Annotated in this window: 19 protein-coding genes, 1 tRNA gene and 5 pseudogenes; 14 read left to right on the top strand and 11 right to left on the bottom strand. The window is 66.6% G+C overall.

Features of this window, described 5'->3' with window-relative positions:
* Window positions 1–15: 15 nt before the first annotated feature.
* The gene (locus BN2279_RS15095) at window positions 16–609 is read left to right on the top strand and encodes a hypothetical protein (RefSeq protein ID WP_159037226.1); all 594 of its coding nucleotides are present in this window, start codon (window positions 16–18) and stop codon (window positions 607–609) included.
* Window positions 610–826: 217 nt separating this feature from the next.
* Here the strand turns inward: BN2279_RS15095 and BN2279_RS15090 are convergent, their stop codons facing one another.
* Entirely contained in the window at window positions 827–1,630 is an 804-nt protein-coding gene (locus BN2279_RS15090) for a LysR substrate-binding domain-containing protein (RefSeq protein ID WP_059009855.1), read from the bottom strand.
* A gap of 60 nt (window positions 1,631–1,690) precedes the next feature.
* Here BN2279_RS15090 and BN2279_RS15085 point away from each other — a divergent pair, with 60 nt between their 5' ends.
* Window positions 1,691–2,095 (top strand): DUF5997 family protein, encoded by a 405-nt coding sequence (locus tag BN2279_RS15085; RefSeq protein WP_059009852.1) that lies wholly within the window; start codon window positions 1,691–1,693, stop codon window positions 2,093–2,095.
* 26 nt (window positions 2,096–2,121) lie between these two features.
* Here BN2279_RS15085 and BN2279_RS15080 read toward each other — a convergent pair whose 3' ends face one another.
* Window positions 2,122–2,619, bottom strand: coding sequence for a lamin tail domain-containing protein (locus BN2279_RS15080; RefSeq protein ID WP_059009850.1), 498 nt, complete (start codon window positions 2,617–2,619; stop codon window positions 2,122–2,124).
* A 187-nt stretch (window positions 2,620–2,806) separates the two neighbouring features.
* Here BN2279_RS15080 and BN2279_RS15075 point away from each other — a divergent pair, with 187 nt between their 5' ends.
* Together BN2279_RS15075 and BN2279_RS15070 are read left to right on the top strand one after the other, a co-directional pair.
* The gene (locus tag BN2279_RS15075) at window positions 2,807–3,604 is read left to right on the top strand and encodes an ArsR/SmtB family transcription factor (protein WP_059009848.1); all 798 of its coding nucleotides are present in this window, start codon (window positions 2,807–2,809) and stop codon (window positions 3,602–3,604) included.
* Between the two features lie 7 nt (window positions 3,605–3,611).
* Window positions 3,612–4,091 (top strand): hypothetical protein, encoded by a 480-nt coding sequence (locus BN2279_RS15070; RefSeq protein WP_234347874.1) that lies wholly within the window; start codon window positions 3,612–3,614, stop codon window positions 4,089–4,091.
* 62 nt (window positions 4,092–4,153) lie between these two features.
* Here the strand turns inward: BN2279_RS15070 and BN2279_RS15065 are convergent, their stop codons facing one another.
* The gene (locus BN2279_RS15065; RefSeq protein WP_059009845.1) at window positions 4,154–4,450 is read right to left on the bottom strand and encodes a DUF3303 family protein; all 297 of its coding nucleotides are present in this window, start codon (window positions 4,448–4,450) and stop codon (window positions 4,154–4,156) included.
* 481 nt (window positions 4,451–4,931) lie between these two features.
* Here BN2279_RS15065 and BN2279_RS15060 point away from each other — a divergent pair, with 481 nt between their 5' ends.
* The 3 genes from BN2279_RS15060 (at window position 4,932) to BN2279_RS15050 (ending at window position 7,613) form a co-directional block, all read left to right on the top strand.
* The gene (locus BN2279_RS15060; protein WP_199827731.1) at window positions 4,932–5,669 is read left to right on the top strand and encodes an alpha/beta fold hydrolase; all 738 of its coding nucleotides are present in this window, start codon (window positions 4,932–4,934) and stop codon (window positions 5,667–5,669) included.
* Between the two features lie 449 nt (window positions 5,670–6,118).
* On the top strand, window positions 6,119–7,288 hold the full coding sequence (locus tag BN2279_RS15055) for a Shedu anti-phage system protein SduA domain-containing protein (RefSeq protein ID WP_234347873.1): 1,170 nt from the start codon (window positions 6,119–6,121) through the stop codon (window positions 7,286–7,288).
* 10 nt (window positions 7,289–7,298) lie between these two features.
* Window positions 7,299–7,613, top strand: a complete 315-nt coding sequence (locus tag BN2279_RS15050; RefSeq protein WP_059009839.1) for a hypothetical protein — start codon at window positions 7,299–7,301, stop codon at window positions 7,611–7,613.
* A 551-nt stretch (window positions 7,614–8,164) separates the two neighbouring features.
* On the opposite strand, the gene BN2279_RS15045 is transcribed toward BN2279_RS15050, so the two are convergent.
* A complete protein-coding gene (locus BN2279_RS15045) occupies window positions 8,165–8,998 on the bottom strand; it encodes a GIY-YIG nuclease family protein (protein ID WP_059009837.1) in 834 nt (277 codons plus the stop codon).
* Between the two features lie 117 nt (window positions 8,999–9,115).
* Between BN2279_RS15045 and BN2279_RS15040 the strand changes: the two genes are divergently transcribed.
* The 3 genes from BN2279_RS15040 (at window position 9,116) to BN2279_RS27760 (ending at window position 12,195) form a co-directional block, all read left to right on the top strand.
* Window positions 9,116–10,435: a DNA cytosine methyltransferase gene (locus BN2279_RS15040; protein WP_059009835.1), complete on the top strand. Its 1,320-nt coding sequence runs from the start codon at window positions 9,116–9,118 to the stop codon at window positions 10,433–10,435.
* Entirely contained in the window at window positions 10,432–11,226 is a 795-nt protein-coding gene (locus BN2279_RS31200) for a very short patch repair endonuclease (RefSeq protein WP_059009833.1), read from the top strand. Before BN2279_RS15040 ends, BN2279_RS31200 begins: the two co-directional genes overlap by 4 nt.
* Before the next feature lie 117 nt (window positions 11,227–11,343).
* Window positions 11,344–12,195: an Eco29kI family restriction endonuclease gene (locus tag BN2279_RS27760; RefSeq protein WP_079032181.1), complete on the top strand. Its 852-nt coding sequence runs from the start codon at window positions 11,344–11,346 to the stop codon at window positions 12,193–12,195.
* A 709-nt stretch (window positions 12,196–12,904) separates the two neighbouring features.
* Here BN2279_RS27760 and BN2279_RS29370 read toward each other — a convergent pair.
* From BN2279_RS29370 to BN2279_RS30650, 3 genes and pseudogenes are all read right to left on the bottom strand, one after another.
* On the bottom strand, window positions 12,905–14,224 hold the full coding sequence (locus BN2279_RS29370; RefSeq protein ID WP_159037225.1) for a hypothetical protein: 1,320 nt from the start codon (window positions 14,222–14,224) through the stop codon (window positions 12,905–12,907).
* 104 nt (window positions 14,225–14,328) lie between these two features.
* A pseudogene (locus BN2279_RS15025) lies at window positions 14,329–14,798 on the bottom strand (NUDIX domain-containing protein).
* 16 nt (window positions 14,799–14,814) lie between these two features.
* A pseudogene (locus BN2279_RS30650) lies at window positions 14,815–15,466 on the bottom strand (XRE family transcriptional regulator); the annotation flags it as partial.
* Between the two features lie 217 nt (window positions 15,467–15,683).
* Between BN2279_RS30650 and BN2279_RS15015 the strand changes: the two are divergent.
* Window positions 15,684–15,980, top strand: a complete 297-nt coding sequence (locus BN2279_RS15015) for a hypothetical protein (RefSeq protein ID WP_234347986.1) — start codon at window positions 15,684–15,686, stop codon at window positions 15,978–15,980.
* 176 nt (window positions 15,981–16,156) lie between these two features.
* Window positions 16,157–16,591 (top strand): annotated as a pseudogene (locus BN2279_RS15010) (tyrosine-type recombinase/integrase); the annotation flags it as partial.
* 63 nt (window positions 16,592–16,654) lie between these two features.
* Here BN2279_RS15010 and BN2279_RS15005 read toward each other — a convergent pair.
* Window positions 16,655–16,728, bottom strand: a tRNA-Gly gene (locus BN2279_RS15005).
* A 105-nt stretch (window positions 16,729–16,833) separates the two neighbouring features.
* On the opposite strand from BN2279_RS15005, the gene BN2279_RS30645 reads away from it, so the two are divergent.
* Window positions 16,834–17,118 carry a hypothetical protein gene (locus tag BN2279_RS30645; protein WP_079032180.1) on the top strand — a complete coding sequence of 95 codons (285 nt, stop codon included), beginning with the start codon at window positions 16,834–16,836 and terminating at the stop codon, window positions 17,116–17,118.
* Here the strand turns inward: BN2279_RS30645 and dcd are convergent.
* The 3 genes and pseudogenes from dcd to BN2279_RS14990 all read right to left on the bottom strand — a co-directional run bounded on the left by dcd (window position 17,032) and on the right by BN2279_RS14990 (window position 20,533).
* Complete coding sequence (dcd, locus tag BN2279_RS15000) at window positions 17,032–17,607, bottom strand: dCTP deaminase (RefSeq protein ID WP_059009827.1); 576 nt, start codon at window positions 17,605–17,607, stop codon at window positions 17,032–17,034. The genes BN2279_RS30645 and dcd overlap by 87 nt on opposite strands.
* A gap of 56 nt (window positions 17,608–17,663) precedes the next feature.
* Window positions 17,664–18,350, bottom strand: coding sequence for a Yip1 family protein (locus BN2279_RS14995; RefSeq protein WP_059009825.1), 687 nt, complete (start codon window positions 18,348–18,350; stop codon window positions 17,664–17,666).
* Between the two features lie 2 nt (window positions 18,351–18,352).
* Window positions 18,353–20,533: pseudogene (locus BN2279_RS14990) on the bottom strand ((Fe-S)-binding protein).
* A 372-nt stretch (window positions 20,534–20,905) separates the two neighbouring features.
* On the opposite strand from BN2279_RS14990, the pseudogene BN2279_RS27745 reads away from it, so the two are divergent.
* Window positions 20,906–21,472 (top strand): annotated as a pseudogene (locus BN2279_RS27745) (NADPH-dependent FMN reductase); the annotation flags it as partial.
* Window positions 21,473–21,574 lie beyond the last annotated feature (102 nt).

Raw genomic sequence — 21,574 nt, 5'->3', positions numbered from 1 at the left:
AACCTCGGGGGATTCATGAGCCAGCCCTGGCAGCCGCAGCCGCCACCACCGGGACCGGGACACTACGGCTATCCGGCGCCCGGCGGCTGGGCGGGCATGCCCATGCCCATGCCGCCGCCCGCCCGCCGCTCCCAGCCGGGCGCGGCCATCGCGCTGACCGCCGCCGTCGCGGTGGCGGTCCTGCTCCTGTACGGCTTCCTCACGGGCCTGGTCGTGGACTTCGAATCACTGGCCGAGGACGCGATCGAGTCGGGCGACCCCGAGTTGGACATCCCGCAACTCACCTGGCTCGCCGCCGCGATGGGCGCCCTGATCGGCCTGCCCGCCGCCAGGCTGGCCCCGGGCCAGGCCGGGACCTACTGGTTCGCCGGTGCCATGGCGCTGGTCGCGATGCTGCTGGGCGAGACGTTCGCCACCGCCGTGCTCGGTTCGGAGGCGACCGATGGGGCGAAAGGCGCGTTCGAGCTGTTCTTCGACAACTTCTCGGACTGCTGGGAAGGCTGGACGGAAGACGCCCACGGCGTCACCTGGGCCCTGGTCCCCCTGGCCCCGGCCGCCGCGATCCTCACCGGCTACCTCCTCGGCAGGACGCGTCCCACCACTCCGTGACAACGCCTGCCCCGGGCGGGAGCCGGGTCCGCGTTCCGTCCTTCGGGGACGACGCGGAGGAGAAACGGAGGAGGAACGCGGCAGGCCGGACGCCTCGGCGGCGGCCACCCGAGCGAGGGACAAAGCGACTTCGCGCAGCCGCCCGTACCACAGGCCCCCGGACGGGCCACCTCCTCAAAGGCGCGCATCGCGTCGTGGGGCGTCGGCGGATCTCCGCTCAGCGCCCCCGGCGGCGGGGCTTGCCGCGCCCGCCGCCCTTGGCGCCGCCGCCGCCGGAACCGCCGCGCGGCTTTTTCCCGGCGGACTTTCCGGCTGACTTCCCGGCCGATGTGCCGGTCGGCTTCCCGGCCGTGGGGGTCCGCCGTGCATCGCCGGTGTCGGGGCGCTTGCGCTTCGGCTGGGGCGGAGTCGGGCGCCCGCGCGAGCTGTTGATCGTCCGCCCCCGGACGATCCCGATGAAGTCCTCCACCCACTCCGTGGTGCGGTCCTCCCGCCACGACAGCGCGACGCGCGACTCGGGGACGTCCGAAAGCGGCCGGTAGGTCAGGTCCTTGCGGTGGTACAGGCGAGCGAGTGACTGCGGGACGACGAGCAATCCCACGCCGGCCGCCACCAGTTCGACGGCGTCGGCCGTCGTGGCGGGACGCTCGTTCGCCGGCCGCCCCGGCGGGCGCTCCCACGCGAGGGTGTCGTCGAGGGGGTGCAGCACGATTTCGTCGGCGAGTTCGGCGGCCGTCACCTCGTCGACCGCCGCCACCACGTGGTCCTTGGGGACCACGACCACCGTCGTCTCCGTGTACAGGGGAATCGCGCTGAGGTCCGTCCGGTCGGTCGGCAGCCGCAGGAAGCCGGCGTCGGCACCGCCGCCCCGCAACAGGCCGGACGCCTCGGCGGCGGCCACCGGAACGAGGGACAACGGGACCTCGGGCAGCCGCTCGTTCCAGATCCGCACCCACTTGGCCGGCGTCACGCCCGGAACGTACGCGAGGCGGAACGAAGGAGCTGCTTCCGAGCCTGTCACCGTGCCAGGCTATCCGGTCGTGGTCGAAAGGCGGCGCACACGCTCGTTACCCTTGACCCCATGACGTCGCACCACGCCTCCCAGACGATGAAGCCCGCCACCGCGGCGAAGAAGCTGGGTGTCTACCTCCAGGCCACTCCCGCCGAGTTCCAGGAGGGCGTCGTCTCGCGCGAGGAGTTGAGCGCGCTCCAGGCCGATCCCCCCGAGTGGCTGGTGGAGTTGCGGCGCGAGGGTCCGCATCCCCGGCCGGTGGTCGCGGCGAAGCTGGGCGTCTCCATCGCGGGTCTCGCACGGGGCGGGATCACCGAGGCCCTCACCACGGAGCAGATCGACGCGCTGAAGCGCGAACTCCCCGAGTGGCTGCGGCGGGAACGCGCCACCCAGGCCGAGGTCCGGAAGGAAGCGGCGCGCGTCAAGGAGAAGAACGCGGCCCGGGGCGAAGAGCCCCGCCGACCGCGTTCCTGACCCGCACCGGAGCCGCGGGACGCGGCTCAGCCGTGGAAGCTCACGTAGCCGTTGCCGTCGGCGTCGGATCCGCTCCTGGTGTAGGAGTGGGAATCCGCCGGGCTGCCGGAGGGCTTGTACAGGTAGATCGTGTCGCGGTCGTTGTTCCAGAGGAAGTTGCAGTTGTCGCGGTAGACCACGTTGTTCTTGTCTGAGTCCGTTCCGTTGCCGCCGCGCAGCTTCACGTAGTCCCCGGGCTGGAGATAGTGGTCGGCGCGGAAGACGAAGCGGTTGCCGGCGGCGTCCTTGATGACGTAGTTCCGCAGGTTGACGGTCGTCGTCGACGAGTAGTTCTTGATCGTCACGTACTCCTCGTCGGTGTTGCCGGAGGAGCAACTGTTGGAGTCCCGGCCGGGCGCGTCGTACTGGACTCCGCGGATCTTCAACGCCGAGCTGTACTCGGCGGCCTCGGACTGGACCGGTATCAGTACGACGGCACACGCCGCGGCAACGGCCGCGACGACGGCACGGACAGGCTTCCTCAACGAATTCTCCTCGGATGTGGCGGCTCTGCGCACCTTCTGTGCGCGACGCGGGTCAAGAGTATCGATGTGGTGATCGGACCTGTACGCCGGGTTGCCAATCCGTTACCGGAATGATCGTCGGTGACGCCATTGACAATATGCAGGTGATTACCTGCATAATCGGTCCGTGAGCCTCGAAGCGAGAGCGATGGACCCGGTCTTCAAAGCGCTGGCCGACCCCACCCGACGGCACCTGCTCGACCGCCTGCGCGAGCGGAACGGCCAGACGCTGCGCGAGCTGTGCGAACGCCTCGACATGACCCGCCAGTCGGCGACCCAGCACCTCGAAGTCCTGGAGCGGGCGCGTCTGGTGACCGTCGTGCGACGCGGACGGGAACGGCTCCACTACCTCAACCCAGCGCCGCTCCACGAGATCGAGGAGCGCTGGATCTCGGGATTCGACAAGCCCCGCCTCCGAGCGATCAGCGCCATCAAGAGACAGGCAGAGGAGTACGCCATGACCGACGAACCCACCACCGTGCCGACCTACGTCTACGTCACCTACATCCGCGCGAGCGCGGAGCAGGTCTGGCGGGCCCTGACGGACGCGGACCTGACCGCGCGCTACTGGGGACACGCCAACGTCTCGGACTGGCAGCCCGGTTCACCCTGGGAGCACCGACGCGTCGACGGATCGGACGTCGTCGACGTCGTCGGCCGGGTGATCGAGACCGAGCCCCCGACACGCCTGGTCATCACCTTCGACGACGCCCCCGACACCGCGTCGCGGCGCGAACCCTCGCTGGTCACCTTCGTCATCGAGCCGCACCACGACATCGTCCGCCTCACCGTGACCCACGAGAACCTGCCCAACGAGGCGATGCTGAACGGCATTTCCCACGGATGGCCGGCCGTGCTGGCGAACCTCAAATCGCTGCTCGAAACGGGCGAGGTGCTCCCGCAGGCGCCATGGGAGATGTACCGCGCGCACGACGGCGGGAAGTAGGAGCCTGATGGACAGCACGCCCCTCCGGGACGCCTACCGCGCCCTGATCGACGCCGCGGCCACCGTGGCCGCCGCCGGCACACCCCCCGTCCCACCACCCGGCGAGTGGAACGCCGACCAGATCCTGGCGCACGTCACCCTCGTCACCGCCACCACTCTCGCCGCCGTCTCGACCGTCGCGTCGGGAGCCAACGCGACGTACGACAACCGGTCGACGCACGACACCTGGACCATCGAACGCGTCATCGCCCTGGCCGGCGACAACGCGGGACTACGGAACCGCCTCCGCCTCCAGGCGGACGCCCTGTGCGCCCTCACCGGCCCGATGCTGACCGAACCCGAACTCGACACCCCCGTGCCCACCTTGCTGCTGTCCCACGCGACAGCCGTGCTCGACCGGCCCGTTCCCCTCCGAGCCCTCCTCACCGGCCTCGCGGAAGCGGAACTCCCCGGCCACACGAAGCAACTCCTGGCCCTCGTCGGCTGACCGGGGGCACCACCGCGCCACGACCACCCTCGCCCACCACACGGCGGAGGAACGGCGGAGTCTCAGCCTGCCGCGTACCGTTGAAGCCCCGCCTTGACGTCGTCGAACGTCATCACCGGCAACATGGTGATCTTCGCCCCGAGTTCCTGGAAGAGCGGTTCGCAGACCTCGGGAATCCTGGCCGGCTCGTCCAGGTCGAAGACCAGAAAACCGGTGCGCGCGCCGTCCTTGGACCCGAAGAAGGCGGCCTCCGGCTTCAGTTTCTCCAGAGTGCCGCCCATGACCCGGGCCATGGTCTGATCCCTGATGGCCTCGTTCGCCTTGTCCGTGTCGAACTCCGCGATGAGCATCGTCCTCATGCCAGGCTCCACCTCTCCCGCGCGGCCCGAGGCCGCCCCGACCCCGGCACCTGATCGCCGCGGCACGTCGATCGTGGCTCACCCCCGGACCCGCCGCACCCCGCGCGGGCCATCCGGGGACGGCCCCGGGGATCAGGCGCTCGGTCACGTCGCGGTGCCACCCGGCCCTGATCCTGCGCGTCGTCCAAGCCCTGATCGAAGCGGCCACCTCAGCGACCACCCCGGGACAGCGACCCACACGGCTCAGGGACCGGACGGCTCACCGATGAAACGGCTCACGAACGCACGAAGCGACGACAACGCGACGCGGACCCGAAACCCGATGGCCGAAGCGGCGAATGTGTGCTCAGCGGCCACTCCGCACGCGAGAACAGTTGGCTGACCCCGCTGCGACCAACAGAGGGGACACCAGGGCGCGTACCAGGATTTCGCCACCATTCGCCCGGAGTCGCGCTCACCGTACGCCGCTATGCTCGCCTCCGTGGGCGAGATCGTGGTGGTGCGCGACGGCTCCGGGCCGGAGATCCTGCTGGTGCACGGCGGCGCCGGCCCGCGGACGACGTGGGGCGCTCTCGCTCCGCTGGCCGACCGCTGGACCCTGGCATACGTCCATCGCCGGGGCTACCCGCCGAGCCCACCACCGCGGGAGCGCCAGGACTTCGAGGTGGACGCCCGGGACCTGGCACCGCTGCTCGCCGGCCGCCCGCACGTCGTCGCCCACTCCTACGGCGTCCTCGGAGCGTTGATCGCGACCGCTGCCGCGCCGGGCAGCGTGCGCTCCCTCACGTTGATCGAACCACCGCTCACCTACCTGGTCCCCGACGACCCCGAGGTCGCCCGGCTCGCGCACATCGGCGACGCGGTCCTCACCCACGGCATGGACACGGACCCGACCGAACTGCGCGAGTTCCTCCACATCGCGGGCGCGCCCATCGACGACGGCCCGCTCCCCGCAAGCGTGATCGCCGGAGTCCGCCGGGCCCACGGCGGCCGACCGGCCAGCGAGGCGCGCCCACAACTCACCGCCATCCGCGACGCCGCCGTCCCGACCCTCGTCGCCTCCGGAAACCACGCCCCCGCCCTGGAGCGAATCTGCGACGCCCTCGCGAACACCCTCGACGCCCAACGCACCACCCACCCAGGCGCCGGCCACTTCGTCCCGTCGGCCCCGAACTTCACCGCCCACCTCGAGACATTCCTACGCGAAAACGCCACATGACGAGGCCCCCCCCAGACAGCCACGCCCCCCAAACCAACGAGGAACCGAGCACCCCCAACAAACAAGGCCCAGGCCACCGACCTGGGCCTTCACTGCGGAGCGGGCGACGAGAATCGAACTCGCGCTCTGAGCTTGGGAAGCTGCGATCGTATGAGGCCGGTTCGGGCGCTGACCTGGGCGGATCGTTGGGCTACCGCTTCGCGGACATCGCTTCGTTTCACCGTGATTCCTCGCTGTTCCCCGCTCGATCTGGTGCGGTTGGGGCGCGTTCGCGCGGTCCGTGGTCATCTGTGAGCCCTCGGGAGCCTTGGCGACTGCCGCCGCCCTGCTGACGGGCATGCTCTTTCCGTCGGCCTGGGGTGCTCGAACTTCGGCAAGCGCGGTTGTCTGTGCCCACTTCTAAGATGACCCGCATGGCGAGATATCGTTCGGGTTTCACGCTCTGGCGCATGGTCGAGGCGACACGGGACCTCACTGAGCAGGTGACGGTGCGGGAGCGTATCGACGCGGTGCTCAGCGTCATGGGCGGCTTTGGTGGGACATATGGCAAAGGTAGACGCCTGGTGGACGCCTTGGAAGACGTTGCCCAAGAGGCCCTTCTGCGGGAGGACATAGGTCTCGCCCGGCGCTTTCAGCACTTTGCCGGTTACGCTCGGGGTGACCTGTTCCTCGAGATCCTGGAAAACTATTACGACGAAAAGGCACGGCAGCGCAGCGAGGAGCAAATGCGGAGGATGGTCGCCATGGGAGCCGACCGAGCCGCCGCTGCCTTGGACGTGCTGTGCCGAGACCAGCCTGATGCGACCGCCGGCGACGCCCGTGATCTCTTTCGTGGCATCGCCCAGTCTGGGGACCATTTGGGACTCGGAAGCGGCGAGGGCGGGATCCAGCTATCCACCAAGGAAGTGAGACGTCTGCAACAGTTCGGACACATGGAGATCGTTCTCCGGAGCTTGCCTCGGCCAGCTTCCCCCGAGGCGGCCCGGATGATGAGTGATGTCCTGGCGGACATCGACGCCGGACTGCTGGCCCAACTGCTCGAAATGCAGGCCAGGCGAGTCGGCCTCGCGGCCTTGCGTGCTGCGGTGGAGGACTCGAAAAGCTCCGAGAGTGCCCTTCATGCCTGTCTAAAGAATCAGGAGTGGATTTTTGGAGGAGCTTACGTGGCCGAGCTGGCCCGTCGGCAGTACACCCCAGACGCGATCCTGGACATCCCGCTGCTACGCGGCGATGGCTCCCTGCACGTGGTGGAACTCAAGCGCGCCAACATCAACGATCTGGTCATCCGACGCAGCGGCCACCTCATGCCGGGTGCCCCGGCACATCATGCGGTCTCCCAGGCGCAGAACTACCTGAGGATCATGGATGAGAACCGCCATTCGATCCTCGCGGATTACGGCGTGGACACTCGCAGGGTCTCGGCAACAGTCGTTATCGGTCACCCTCGGTATGTGAATGGGGGCGTCACAAGACAGGAGATCGCGGAAACGCTGCGGACCTATAACGCCCATGCGGTACGCATAGAAGTGATCACTTACGAGGGTCTGTTGGATTCGGCGGAGCGGATGCTGGCCTTCTCCTCGACACGACAGCATTCCGACCCCTCCGACCCGAACTAGGAGCCGTCCGATGACCCACACCTTTTCGGAGATCGAGTCCCTCCTGGCCAGTTTGTGCGGTGGTGTGATCACGGCCGAGGACTACGTCGGCTACTTCCAGAACGAATATGGTGAGGAACTTGTCTTCGCTCAACACCGGGGCGAGAAGACCGCGCGGCTCTGGCACAGCGACGCCGACTGGGAGATGTTCCGCGTCGGCGATCACTCGATACGGGTTGACGGTCAGATCGACGGGATGATCACCGTCGCCGACCTGATCATCAACCGTGCGGAGGCGACCTGGCTTTCCTCCTGCCTGGCGGCCTCCCGCCACCTTCGTATGTGACCCGTATGACGGGCTTGGAAAATGGGGGAGGCCGCGGTCAATGACCCGGGCCACTTCCGTACCGATGCGTGTGGTCGGCGAGCCGCGCCACGATGCGGATCGTTCCTTCCTTCCCTGCCACGGGTTCCTGCTCCGTCTTCCGTGTTCCTTGAGTTGCCGTCGCTCGTGGGTCGTTGATGGGGATGACGTGCGCCACGGTGTGTGACTGTGCGGGCGAAGCCTCGACTGCTTTCCATCTGTCCGTACGGGGAGTCCCGGTCGGGCCGCGCGCATACTGACCTGCGGCGGAGCGTTCGGGGTGACTTCGCTCGGATGACCTGGACGGGGTGACGCGGCCAGAACCGCGACCACACGGCGTTCGCTGGAACACAGCGAACCGCTCCGCGGCAGGTCTCGGATTGCGTCGTCTGTCCGGCCGACAACGGCGTGCCGGTCGCCATCGCTGTGTACGACGGCGGCTCCTGGTGACAGCCTTGTCACCGGATATGACGCGTCGCCCGCGGACGCGTAGGTCACCCCGCCCTGAGGGGCTGTGTCCCTATTCGGTCTACTCAGTGGTCCAGCGTCGGTGGATCGATCGCGACGCTCCCTGCCAGCTCCGCCTCTGGCTGGGCGCTTATCATCTGGCCGTCGCGGTAGTACCGCCACGCGCTCCTGTATGTGCTGGGGCTGTCGTCGTACATGATCACGTAGCCCATGAGGGCGGTGATCTGCCACTTGGCTGGCGTCTCCGCGGAGACCAGCCGAAAGACCTGATCGGCCGTCAAGCCGGCCGCCGGAACGTGGACGCTCCGGGTCTTGAACTCCTCCGACGTCCCATACCTGAAGTTGTATGGGAGGCCGACCTTGATCGTCTCCAGGAGTTCGCGCAGCGTCGTTTCGCCGGGAGACAGCCCTTCGACCGGCCGGTCCAGGTCGATGGGGAACTTCACGTCGAAGCGATTCGGGATCGTGTGGTCGCGCTGGCGGCCGGGGTCCTTGTTGCCGAAGCCGTTGTTGTTCCAGGGGATGTTGCCCTGGCCCTTGTGGTGAGTGATGAGTAGCTGTTCCGGGGCGAGGGCGGAGAAGTCTTCCGCTACGTACAGGCAAGAGAAGGCCATCTCGGCTGGGGAGATGTTGCGGCGTCCCGAGATCTTGCGGAGGTGGTTGCGGAGGCGGGCCGGCAGGGACTTGTCGGCCTTGCCGACGTAGACGAACTCGCCGTTCAGGTACAGCTGGTAGACCCCGGGCTTCTCCTTGAGCCGCGCGATGTTCTCCTCAGTGAGGGGAGCCCTGTCGAGTCCCTTGAGCGCGGCTGCCAGCTGGTCGCCGAGCGCCTTGGTGATGCTGAGGGTGAAGTCCTTGTGGTACCGCGTCCCGTCCTCGGAGCCCACCACCGGCGTCATTCGTCCCGCTCCCTTGGTCGACTTGATCTCGGAAACCCTATCGGTGGCCAGTGCTCGTGGCCGAACGTTCAGCTCGAGGTGGCTTGATTATCGACAACTCCGCGGTATGCTTTTGAAGTGGCCGAACTGCGAGAAGGATCGAAGAAGGACCGCACGGGCGTCGAACTCTTCGCTGGCGCTGGCGGCTTGGCCATGGCCGTCCACCGCGCTGGATTCCGTCCCCTGCTCTTCAACGAGTTCGCCAAGCGGGCGTGCGAGACCCTGGAGGCCAATGGGGCTCGGCGACTGCCCGACGGCCAGAGGCCGACCCGAGCCCCCGGGCCCGACGAGAAGGTGCCCCTCGTGGCGGGCGATGTCCGAGACCTCGACTTGGACTACCTGGCGGGCCAGGTGGACGTGCTCGCCGGCGGTCCCCCCTGCCAGCCGTTCAGCCTCGGTGGCGTCGCCAAGGGTGACGAGGACAAGCGGAACATGTTCCCGCAGATGTTCAGGGCCGTTCGGCAGATCCAGCCGAAGGCCGTGATCTGCGAGAACGTGCGCGGCCTGCTCAGGCCCTCGTTCCGCCGCTATTTCGACTACATCCAGCGCGAACTGGAGCTGCCTTTCGAGGAACGAGCCGAGGGCACTGACTGGGAGCGGCACTACGAGTACCTGTTGGAGCGGCGCGAGAAGGTGCCGGACGATCCCAGGAAGCGGTACGACATCGTCATGATGCCGGTGAACGCCGCCGACTACGGGGTTCCCCAGATCCGCTACCGCGTGATCATCGTCGCGTTCCGTCGCGACCTGGGCGTCGACATCGAGCTGTTCAAGGAACTCGTGAAGCCGACACACTCCGAGGCCGCCCTCGTCCGCTCCATGGAGGAGGACGGGGAGTACTGGAAGCGGCACTCGAATGTGCCTGACCATGTGCGCGAGTGGGTCATTGCCCGCCTCCCGAGGACAATGCCGATGGATGACGGCCTGCTCCCTTGGCGCACCCTGCGCGACGCGATCGCTGGCATCGGTGACAACAAGCCACTGCCGGACGTGCCAGATGAGTGGTTGGACCGTACCGAGCACTTGCTCGGCGGGTTCACGGAACACATCGGCTGGCCCGGTGCTCGCGTCTACGACGGGCACACCCCCAACGAGCTCGACCGTCCGGCGAAAACCGTCAAGGCCGGTGTGCACGGTGTGCCCGGGGGTGAGTCGGTCATGCTCCTGGACGAGTTGGTGGCCGACAAGGCCGCGCGGGGCGGCGTTCGGTATAAGTACAGGTACATGACGGTCCGCGAAACGGCTCGCGTCATGACGTTCCCTGACACGTGGGAACTCAAGGGGCCGCGAGGGGAGAAGATGCGTCAGCTCGGCAACGCTGTGCCCGTTGCCCTGGGCGAGGTCTTCGCCAAGGCGGTCGCCACCGTCCTGGATGAGGCGGAGGAGCGCCAGAGGTGACCGGGCCCACCAGCAGGGCGCAGAGCGGCTGGAAACACGACCTGCCGCCCGACCGGGCGTGGAAAGGGCGGCCCGGCAGAACCCGGGCCGCCATCGCGGCGGAACAGGATCGGGCCGCCGGTGGTCGCCACAGGCGCTCTGTGGATCTCGGCGAGGGACGGTTCGCCCGGGCGTCGGTGGAGCTGAAGGTCCTTCCCGAGACGCGACGCATTCGCGCGTACCTGCGCTGGTCCGACGGTGGCAAGTCTCCTGCCCGCTACCTCGGACAGGTCGAGCGCGAGACCCGGGCCGCGAACCTCGCCGAGGGTTGGAGGATGGCCTGGGAGAAGGGCCTTCTCACCGAGGAACCACCGGCGGGGGGATCCTGGGCTTCCTCGCCGTCGGTACGCGCGGTGATGCGAGCCAACCGGAGCAAGGACACCCGACCTGAACTCAGGCTCCGATCGCTGCTGCACAAGCAGGGCCTCCGATATCGCGTGGCGGCACGCCCCCTTCCCGAACTGCGGCGCACCGCGGACCTGATCTTTTCTCGGCCCAAGATCGCGGTGTTTGTCGACGGCTGCTTCTGGCACGGCTGTCCGGAACACCTTCGGGAGTCACACAAGAACGCCGAGTTCTGGCGAAGCAAGATCGAGGGCAATCGGGCCAGGGACGCGGAGACGGATCGCCGCCTGCGTGAGGCCGGCTGGACGGTCATTCGCGTCTGGGAGCACGAGGTCTCCGATGCGGCCGCCGCGCGGGTGATATCAGCCGTGCGAGCCTCGTCACCCGATCGGCACGGCTCCGGATGAGTGGGTCGAACATGAAGAGATGATCCAAAGAGCCAACCGTCGACTCGCGTGCCCCGCCTCTTGACCGAACGTCGAGGATCGAGGGCGGCGTCTACGGCGGTGAGTAGAATCCCGCCCATGGCTCCCAACCCCGATGGCGTGACATCGCCACAGTTCAACCCGCTGGGCCTTGACTTGCTTGGCCGCAATCTCCGGGAGGAGATGGACGGGCGACCGCGCGTCCCCCTGGATGAAGTTAAGCCGTTCCCGGGCGCGGGACTATATGCGCTCTACTACAAGGGTGATCTCGACATCTATAAAGGGCTGAAGGGGCGGGATATTCCCATCTACGTTGGGAAAGCTTCGGCTGGCGATAGCAGCTACGGAGACCCGCCGAACATGGCCGAACGAAAGCTGTTCGGCCGAATAAGAGATCACCGTAGAAGCATCAACGAGGTCGCCAATCTTGCTGCTTCGGATTTCGACGTCAGATGTCTGACCCTCGATGACATCTGGATAGTTCTGGGTGAGCGAGCCCTTCTGCGTTCCTATAGTCCTGTGCTCTGGAATACCGTGATGACCGGGTTCGGGGGTAACCCGCCTGGCCAGGGGCGGAGGAACGCTCGCTCAGTCTGGGATTCAATCCACCCGGGACGGAAGCGGGCGGCGAGGCTGCTCTGCAACCGCAACTACAGCGGTACTGAAATGGAAAAGCTTATTTTGGACGGCATCGGTATCTCGCTGATGGAGGCGGGTGAGCAGCGTGACGAAAAATTGAAGGCGTTTCGTGATTCCCCTGTGCGGACCATCTGGGAAGAAGCGAAGGGTTCTGGGCCCGGCCCCAAACCTGTTCTCGTCTTCCGTGAGGATGTTTTTCTGGAGGAAAACGCCCGATTCGGCTTTGACATCAGTGCCCTCGAATGGGAGCTGGCTGACAAGCCAGAGCAGACAACGACTGAGGCGGCCGCACTCGATGCTCTCGAAGGATAAACGTCGCCTGACGGGCGTCCCGACGCCCAGGGCGCCCAGCGATCGCGCGGTTCGACGCACACGGTGACCCGTGTTTCCCGCTCGTCTTCCAGCGGCCCAGCGAACGCCATCGGCTGCTGGCTGAACGGCGTGGACAGTCGCGTCGGGCGACGGCACTCGGCACACCGCCCCGTGGGCCGTGCTGGCCACTGGCGTCGGCCCTCCCAGCCCGCCGACGCGGACTGGGACGAAGGGTCGGCCAGTCTCCGGCGGCCGGCGCTGTGGGAGGCGGTCCGCACCGGAGGCCAATAGACACACGCGGCCCGTCGTCGGCGCCGGGCCCTTTGCTCCCTCTCACGGTTCCAGGGGTACCGGGTGAGTGGCGCGGGGTTTCAACACCCGCATGCTGGCGGCCCGCCAGGACACTGCGGACAGTCATCCAGTGGTGCGCAAGTGGTGCGAGGGGTCTGGATAGGTCCAGACAACAAACAAGCTCCAGGCCGCTGACCTGAAGCTTTGTCGTGGAGCGGCGACGAGAATCGAACTCGCGCTCTGAGCTTGGGAATCACAGGTGCGGCTGCCTCCATGTGGCCTCTGGCCTGTTGGAACTCGCCGGGACTTGGGCTCCCAGCCCTCTCCATGATGCCCGCTGTTGACCGTTGCTCCCCGGCCGTTCTGGCATGTATCTGGCACGCTTCCGCAGAGGTAGGCGCTCTCAGACCACGTCCCCCTATGAGGCCTGAGAGTCAAGGATGACCTCGGTAGCCAAGAGCCGGACCAATTGGATATCCGGTTCCAGAGCGTAAGCCTCTCGGCTTTTCGGCAAAAGGACTCGAACGTTTGCGTACTTCGGGTCGTCTTTCGCGTGTACGATGCGATTTCTTATCCTGTAGACCCTATCGGCAACCTGCGCTTGCAGGGTTTTGGTTTTATTCTTGAGATTAATTGACTCGACGCCCGATATGGGGCCGGAGCTGCTGAAATGTTGACCCCAATCGTTGTCTGTTCCGAAGAATTCCAGCAACAGGTCGTCGCGGACGGACTCCGTAATGAGTACAGATATCTGTGTCGCTTCAGACGTCTGAGTCGCCGCCTCGGCGACAGATAGAATCCTGATCAATGAATCATCGGAACTTCTGTCGAAGAGGGGGTCTGAAATCTCTTTGCGCACTTTCCTGAGGGTGCTGCGGCGCACGGCAAAAGGGAAGAAGTATTCCAGGACTTGATAATAGGACAGAAACGCGAGACTTGGATTGGCCCTCGCGCCTTCGGCGAACATGAACAGTTCGGCAACTTCCTTTTTTATGGCCGTGCTTGGGAATCTGGCCGGTGGTGTGGGCTTTCTGGGTGTGTACCTGTTCTTCTGCTCGAATTCCGCGAGCGAGATTGGCTCCAGTGCGACTCCGTTACGGATATTCAGTTCATACAGGAGAGAATAGGCGAGTTCTTTTCCCTTCGTTTCGATTTCTGCCGGAGTGGTCGTATCCCCGAATTCTATCTTAACTGACATGCTTGACATAAAGCGCTCGGTCCACGAGCGCGAATTCGGCGGCCCCCAGAGGATTCCGCACGGGGATGCCCATGATATTTCAATACACGTATCCTGGCGGGGGTCGCTTAGGTGCAGTTTTTGAACCCGTGGAACCGCGTCTACCGTACCGTTGGTTTGATAATTGGGTGGGACAACAGAAGGAAGCGGTTCGCCGGACGAATGGCGGCAAGGGGGCTGCTCCGATTCTTTGATCCGGATGCGAGGATCGAGCCTTCTCGCCCTTATCGATATGTTCTGTACTGGCATCTCAAAGTAGCGATCTGCTGGAATTGTTAAGCCAGCATACTCAGAGAGGGGGGAAATGGGAGACCGGAGCTGTCGGCGCAAAGTTTCAATTTCGACAGTTGGAATCATGTGCGAATCGTAGGGCCTTGTTGCGTCATTGCGTGTGATTATGATCCGCGAAGGATCGAAACTCTTTACCTGAAATCCATTGAGTGAGAGTATGCTGGCGATCTCCTTCGGGTAGGCTGAAGGGGTATTTTCTTGTGTGGTCACATTTCCTCATGCAGTTCGGTCTGGGTGGAATTCATATTGTCTGATTGATGCTAAATGGGCGTGTATGCCCGGATGCGTGTGTTTTGAGTACCTAGTGGCTATATCTATCCGAGATGGGGAAGGGGCGCGCCCTGTAGGTGATGGTTCAGGCGAAGGCGTTGGGTGTGGTGCATCGATAGGTCGACCAGTTTTCCGGGGGGACGAAGCAGAGTTCGGTTGACTCATCTGAGATCGCGAGTTTACCGCCGGTGATTCGCGCGCGGAAGCAGATGTTGAACTGGCGGCGGACTTCGCCGTCTGAGTAGGCGATGATGTAGCGGGGGTCGGTGTAGGTGCCGACCAGGCCCGTGATCTCGATGTCCAGGCCGGTCTCTTCTTTGACCTCGCGGATCGCCGCTTGGGGCAATGATTCGTTCATCTCCATGGCGCCGCCGGGCAGTGCCCACAGGTTGTTGTCGCGGCGGCGCTGGAGCAGGATGCGGCCCTGGTCGTCCGTGACGACGGCGGAGGCGGCGACGAGCATGCTGTTGGGCTCCGGGGCGTTGGGGTCGTCGTAGTACTCGGTTCGTGCCATGGTTCAGTGTTCCCGACGGGGACGCGGTGGCCCAGACGGCGTTGAGGCTCTCGGCGTAGGTGTCGAATATCCCGCCTGCGTCGCTGCGGCGGAGGTGCCACACCGGGGCGGCATAGGCGTTCACGCCCCAGACGTGGGCGTTGACAAGCATCTGCTCGTCGCCGCGATAGAGGGAGTTGTAGAGCGTGGTGCCGTGGGTGGGACTTCGATGTCCGGGATGCCGACCAGTGGCCGGTAGTGCATCGGGGCCCAGTTGGCACCGGGACTCGATGCCGTGGCCGAAGCGCTCCTCTCCGCCGCGCTGCCGGACGTTCGGGCTGTCGGCGTCACCGATGGCGATGCGGATCGTCGCGCCCGCTGCGGCGCGCTCGCGGAGGTGGGCGTTAAGGCGGGGAAACGCCTCGTGCAGGAACACGGCCGCGTACACCAGCACGTCGATGTGTTCCCCGGCCTGGCCAGCGAATCCACGAACGTCGTTGCGGGGATGTCTGCGCGCTGGTCGTAGAGCGCCACGAGTTCCGGGCTGACTGCTCGGGCGGGGCGCGCCTGGCGGAGCGCCGGCCATGTGCGTGCACGTCTTCTCCTAGCGTTTCCGCTGCCAGCAGGGCCGTGGAACGGCGTGGAACACGATCGAGGTTCACCCATCGTTCGACGGACTTCGGGTCCACCTCGACCTTCGCCGCAAGGGTGGCGTGGGTTCAGCCGTCGGCTGCGATGACAGCTCGTAGCCTCTCCTTGGGCGTCACAGTCTCTCTCGGCATCTCAGGACGGCACTCGGGACGTTTACCCGACGCGGGACGTCCCCAAGTGGTGTTCGGCCGTAGTTCCAACGTCCCGTTCGGTGACGCGAGGATCACGCAGCGAAGTAACCCTGCGGCCGTGGCGATGCTGGTCGAGCCGCTGCTCAGACTGTTGTTCCCGGCGCCTGGTTGGCACCGAGCGTCTGCTGAGGGTGCTGCCCCCGTCGAGGACCGGGCGACGATGGTGCTGCCGCGCGTGGCGCCTGACTCGCCCGTGGCGTTGGTCCGGCCGTACATGCTGACGCCGGAAGAAAGTCGGCAGCGGCGCGACGCGGAGCGGGCCGAGCGCCTGCGGCGCGAGCGGCGTCGGACGCTGTGGCTGGCCACTCACGGGATGGACGTGGGGCCGCGCTGGATTCACGGCGCGGAGGCGCTGTCGTGATGGCTGAGGAGACCCCGGAGATCGGCTCGCTGGCTTGTAACCTGTCGCGGGGCACGGTCGGCCGGGTTGTGGGACGGCAGTTGAGTCGGGTGTGGCTGCGTCCGCCCGGTGGCGGCCCTGAGTGGGATTCACCAGGGGATCAAGTGGTCAGCGTCCCGGACGATCCGGGGGTCGTGGGTGATACCAAATCGGCCGCCGGAAAGCGGTTCATCACGCTCCCCGCCTTCATGGAGAAGGACCTGCGTCGGCATCTCGACTGGTACGCCGAAAAGGCACCGGACGGGTTGCTGTTCGTGGGGGAGAAGGGCAAGCCGTTCCGGCGGTCCACCTTCGGGCGGAAGTGGCGCAAGGCTCGGGTCAAGGTCGGACTGCCGGAAGACTTCCGTTTCTACGACCTGCGGCACACCGGACACACACTCTCGACGCAGAGCGGGGCGACGCTGAAGGACACGATGGTCCGCGCGGGCCAGTCCTCGGAGAAGGCCGCGATGATCTACCAGCACTCGAACCACGAACGTCAGCGGGAGGTCGCGGCCGGGATCAACGCCCGGGTCGAGGCGCAGCGGGCGGCGGCCGGTGAATCTGGCACGGATCTGGCACGCGGGGGGTAAATCGGTCTGGACAACACAAAGGCCCAGGCTGGGGACCATGTCCCCGACCTGGGCCTTTACCGGTGGAGCGGGCGACGAGAATCGAACTCGCGCTCTGAGCTTGGGAAGCTCATGTTCTACCATTAAACTACGCCCGCCGAAGATCGCCCGAAGGCTGATCGTCGGGTCCCAGCCTACCGCATCCCGGGACTGGGTCGGTACGGCGGAGTGCCGGTGCCGGGGGGTGTCGGGTTCATCCCCTAATGTTGGCGTTCGTTTGTCAACCGGTAGGGAAGAGGGAAGCGTTGGAGACGACCACCAGCACCGTTGTTCGCTGTGCCGAGGGGCATGTGTTCCGTACCGCGCGGTTTCCGTTGGCGCGGTTGGGGCGGGAGCGGATCGGGCCGGGGCGGTTGTTGCGGTGTCCGGGGTGTGCCCGGTTGCGGAGTGCCGTGCCGGTGTCAGACGCGCGTGCGGTGGAAGTTGAGGTAGGAGCGGGAGGCCGTGGGGCCTCGCTGGTCCTGGTAGCGGGAGCCGACTCCGCTTGAGCCGTAGGGGCGTTCGGCCGGGGAGGTCAGGCGGAAGAGGCAGAGCTGGCCGATCTTCATGCCGGGCCAGAGCTTCATCGGGAGCGTGGCCACGTTGGACAGCTCCAGCGTGACGTGGCCGGAGAAGCCGGGGTCGATGAAGCCGGCCGTGGAGTGCGTCAGCAGACCGAGGCGGCCCAGGGAGCTCTTGCCCTCCAGGCGCGAGGCGATGTCGTCGGGGAGGGAGATCACCTCGTAGGTGGACGCCAGGACGAACTCGCCCGGGTGGAGGATGAAGGGCTCCTCACCCGGCGGTTCGATCGTCCGGGTGAGGTCCGGCTGTTCCACCGAGGGGTCGATGTGCGGGTAGCGGTGGTTCTCGAAGACCCGGAAGAAGCGGTCGAGCCGGACGTCGATGCTGGAGGGCTGGACCATCGTCGGGTCGTAAGGGTCGATCCGCACTCGTCCCGCGTCGATTTCCGTACGGATGTCCTTGTCTGACAGAAGCACGCCCCGAGGTTACCCGTACGGGAGATGGTGGTCGTCCGACGGGTCGGTCGGGGCCGTCAGATCGTGCCGAGCTTCACCAGCATCAGCAGGCCCAGGAGCTGGATGACCGAGGCGGCCAGGGCGCGGGGCCACGGGATCTCGTGGGAGCGGCTGACCATCATGGTGAACAGCACGCCCGCGAACAGCCATGTGGCCCAGCCCAGGACCTGGACGACCGGGTCGGCGCCGCCGAGGAAGAGGGCCAGGGCCAGGCGGGGTACGTCCGTCAGCACCATGATCAGCATGGCCAGGCCGGCGGTCGGCGCCCACAGGCCGTTCCCGCCGAACTGGCGGGCCAGGTTGTGCGTCACGGTGCTGAGCACCAGGGCGCCCAGCACCATCGCCACGCCCGTGAACAGCAGGTACGGCGCGGCCGTGGACGCGGTCGTGTCCAGGATCGACTCGCGGGCCTCGTCCAGGCCGAAGACCGCGACCATGCCGTAGAGGAACGTGACGATCAGCGCCGGCCACCACATCGCGTAGTCGCGCATCCGCCAGAACGTCGGGCTCGGGCGGAACACGATGCCCGTCAGCAGCTCCTGCCACCGCAGCGGCGGCAGCGGAGCCGGCGCCGGGGGCTCCGGCGCGGCGCCGTCGCCGTAGTCCGCGGTGTTGTACGGGTACGGCGGCGGCGCAGCCTGGTACGGCGGAGGAGCCTGGTGGTACGGCTGCTGGTCGTCGCGCTTCCTTCGGAATCCGGCCACGCCTATGAACGTACCGTGTCGGGTTCTTCGGGTGCGGTTTCGGGGGTGTGCTGTACGGATTCGAGAAGGAGTTGTGCCACGTCCACGACTTTGAGGTCGTCCTTGGCCTTGCCTTCGTTCTTCTTGCCGTTGACGGAGTCGGAGAGCATGACGAGGCAGAAGGGGCAGGCGGTGGAGACGATGTCGGGGTTGAGGGCGAGGGCTTCGTCGACGCGTTCTTCGTTGATGCGTTTGCCGATGCGTTCTTCCATCCACATGCGGGCGCCGCCGGCGCCGCAGCAGAAGCCGCGTTCCTTGTGGCGGTGCATCTCCTCGTTGCGCAGGCCGGGGACGCGGCCGATGATCTCCCGGGGCGGGGTGTAGACCTTGTTGTGGCGGCCGAGGTAGCACGGGTCGTGGTAGGTGATCAGGCCCTCGACAGGGGTGACGGGGATGAGTTTGCCGTCGTCGATGAGGGTCTGCAGGAGCTGGGTGTGGTGGATGACCTGGTAGTGGCCGCCGAGCTGGGGGTATTCGTTGGCCAGGGTGTTGAAGCAGTGGGGGCAGGTGGCCTAGATCCGTTAGGCGGGGGTGTCGCCGAGGGCGGTGACGGGCATCTCGACGTTGTTCTGGCGGAGCTGCTGGAAGAGGAACTCGTTGCCCAGGCGGCGGGCGGAGTCGCCGGTGCAGGATTCGTCGCCGCCCATGATGGCGAAGCTGACGCCGGCGATGTGGAGGAGTTCGGCGAAGGCTTTGGTGGTCTTCTTGGCGCGGTCTTCCAGGGCGCCGGCGCAGCCGACCCAGTACAGGTAGTCGATGCCGGTGAGGTCGTCGATGTCCTTGCCGACGACCGGGACGTCGAAGCCGACCTCGCTGACCCATTCCAGGCGCTTCTTCTTGGCCAGGCCCCAGGGGTTGCCCTTGCGTTCGAGGTTCTTGAGCATGGTGCCGGCCTCGCTGGGGAAGGCCGATTCGATCATGACCTGGTAGCGGCGCATGTCGACGATGTGGTCGACGTGCTCGATGTCGACGGGGCACTGTTCGACGCAGGCGCCGCAGGTGGTGCACGACCACAGGACGTCGGGGTCGATGACGCCGTGTTCCTCGGCGGTGCCGATCAGGGGGCGCTGGGCCTCGGTGAGGGCGGTGGCGGGGGTGGTGTCGGTGTTCTGGCCGGCCAGGAGGTAGGGGGCTTTGGCGTGGGCGTGGTCGCGCAGCGACATGATCAGCAGTTTGGGTGACAGGGGCTTGCCGGTGTTCCAGGCCGGGCATTGCGACTGGCACCGGCCGCACTCGGTGCAGGTGGAGAAGTCCAGCAGGCCCTTCCAGGAGAAGTGCTCGACCTGGGAGACACCGAACTGGTCCTCCTCGCCCGGGTCCTCGAAATCGACCGGCTTCCCGCCCGACGTCATCGGCAGCAACGGCCCCAGCGACGTCCCACCCGACGCGTTCCGCTTCAGCCAGATATTCGGAAACGCCAGGAACCGATGCCACGCCACACCCATGTCCGTGTTGAGCGCGACCGTGATGGCCCAGATCATCGTCGTGCCGAGCTTGATCATGGCGACGAGGTAGACCAGCGTGTGCAGGGTGTCGGTGCTCAGCCCGTCGAAGGCGAGCACGAGCGGGTAGGACAGGAAGTACGCCGGCTCGTAGTGGTCCACGTGGTGCAGCGCGCCCTCCAGGCCGCGCAGGACCATGATCGCGGCGCCGATGGTGAGGATGACGATCTCGACGAAGTACGCCTGCCAGGTCGTCGAGCCGGCGAAGCGCGACTTGCGGCCGGGGCGGCGCGGGACGCTGAGCTGCCGGATCGTGATCAACGTCACGATGCCGAGGACGGTCATCGCCGCGATGAACTCGATGTACATCTCGTAGGGAACGAAGCCCCCGAGGACCGGCAGCGTCCAGTCGGCCTCGAAGAGCTGGCCGTACGCCTGGACGATCGTCAGGCCCAGGGTGAGGAAGCCGATGGCGACGAACCAGTGCGCGACGCCGACGATGCCCCACCGGTTCATGCGCGTATGACCGAGGAACTCCTTGGTCAGCGTGATGCTGCGCGCGGTGGGATCGTCGGTGCGGGCGCCCGCGGGCAGGGACTGGCCGATGCGCAGAAAACGGACGATCTCCATGACGGCCCTGCTGAACAGGGCGATGGCGATCGCGGTGAGCACCAGCGAGACGATGATCGCGGCGAGTTGCATGTCGGCTCCTCGGACCTGCGGGCGGGGGCGAGCAGGGCTAGCAACATAGCCCAGCGCCATCTTACTAGGCGGTAACTTGCCGCGTCGCCCCGTTCGCCGCGGAGGGGCGCGACCGCCCTGCTTGACTTCAAGGTTCCTTGAAGTATGACGCTGCTTCTCACCCGCCCGGCACCCGCCGGACGGGGATCGCTGACGCCGATCACGAGGAGAACGTCATGCCCACTGCCGCGCCCGCCCCAACCCGCCCTGCGCCACCCAGCCGCCCCTGACCCCCCCCCTCCGCCACCACCCGGCTCCCGGACCGCATGGCTCCCCCGCTGCCCCGCCCGTCCCCACCCCGCACTCCATTCTCTTCAGCGCCCCCCCACCCCCGCGTCCTCCACGCCCCTCTCCGTCGGCAGCGTCCGGGCCGGCCGGTTCGGGCCGACCGTCGCGCGCTGGTTCGCGGAGCGGGCCGCCGCCCGCGGCGACATGGTCGTGGAGACCGTGGACTCCGCCGAGGTCGCCGCGACGCTGCCGCTGGAGATGTCCGCCCCGCCGCCGGGCGAGGGCCCAGGGCTCGGCGCGCGGCTGGCCTCGGCGGACGCGTTCGTCGTCGTCACGCCCGAGTACAACCACAGCTACCCGGCCGCGCTGAAGAACCTCATCGACTGGCATCACAAGGAGTGGCACGCCAAGCCGGTCGGCTTCGTCTCCTACGGCGGTCTCTCCGGCGGGCTGCGCGCGGTGGAGCACCTGCGCGGCGTCTTCGCCGAGCTGCACGCCGTCACGGTCCGGGACACGGTCAGCTTCCACCTGGCCTGGAGCGCGTTCGACGACGAGGGGCGCCCCCTCGACGCGGAGGGCGCCGGCGGCGCGGCGAAGACCATGCTCGACCAGCTCGCCTGGTGGGGCGGCGCCCTCCGCGCGGCCCGAGCGGCCCGACCGTACGGGTCGTAGCCCGCGTCCGATCGGTGGAAGGTGTCGAACAATAAGCCCAAATGCCTTATAACGCACCTTCCGGCCCGCAGGATGGAGCACCACAAGCGAGCCGGAAGGGTG

Origin of the sequence: Streptomyces specialis (assembly GCF_001493375.1) — a bacterium.
GTDB lineage: Bacteria > Actinomycetota > Actinomycetes > Streptomycetales > Streptomycetaceae > Streptomyces > Streptomyces specialis.
Note: the sequence above shows the minus strand (reverse complement) of the source record. Positions and strands in the feature narration are given on the sequence as shown.

Excerpts from the sequence above, each read along its gene's own strand:
- BN2279_RS15095 (WP_159037226.1), top strand. The coding sequence starts at position 16 with ATGAGCCAGCCCTGGCAGCCGCAGCCGCCACCACCGGGACCGGGACAC.
- BN2279_RS27760 (WP_079032181.1), top strand. The coding sequence starts at position 11,344 with ATGGCTCCCAACCCCGATGGCGTGACATCGCCACAGTTCAACCCGCTG.
- BN2279_RS15015 (WP_234347986.1), top strand. The coding sequence starts at position 15,684 with ATGCTGGTCGAGCCGCTGCTCAGACTGTTGTTCCCGGCGCCTGGTTGG.
- BN2279_RS15055 (WP_234347873.1), top strand. The coding sequence starts at position 6,119 with ATGGTCGAGGCGACACGGGACCTCACTGAGCAGGTGACGGTGCGGGAG.
- BN2279_RS15065 (WP_059009845.1), bottom strand. The coding sequence starts at position 4,450 with ATGAGGACGATGCTCATCGCGGAGTTCGACACGGACAAGGCGAACGAG.
- BN2279_RS15050 (WP_059009839.1), top strand. The coding sequence starts at position 7,299 with ATGACCCACACCTTTTCGGAGATCGAGTCCCTCCTGGCCAGTTTGTGC.
- BN2279_RS15070 (WP_234347874.1), top strand. The coding sequence starts at position 3,612 with ATGGACAGCACGCCCCTCCGGGACGCCTACCGCGCCCTGATCGACGCC.
- BN2279_RS15085 (WP_059009852.1), top strand. The coding sequence starts at position 1,691 with ATGACGTCGCACCACGCCTCCCAGACGATGAAGCCCGCCACCGCGGCG.
- BN2279_RS15045 (WP_059009837.1), bottom strand. The coding sequence starts at position 8,998 with ATGACGCCGGTGGTGGGCTCCGAGGACGGGACGCGGTACCACAAGGAC.
- BN2279_RS15075 (WP_059009848.1), top strand. The coding sequence starts at position 2,807 with ATGGACCCGGTCTTCAAAGCGCTGGCCGACCCCACCCGACGGCACCTG.
- BN2279_RS30645 (WP_079032180.1), top strand. The coding sequence starts at position 16,834 with ATGTTGGCGTTCGTTTGTCAACCGGTAGGGAAGAGGGAAGCGTTGGAG.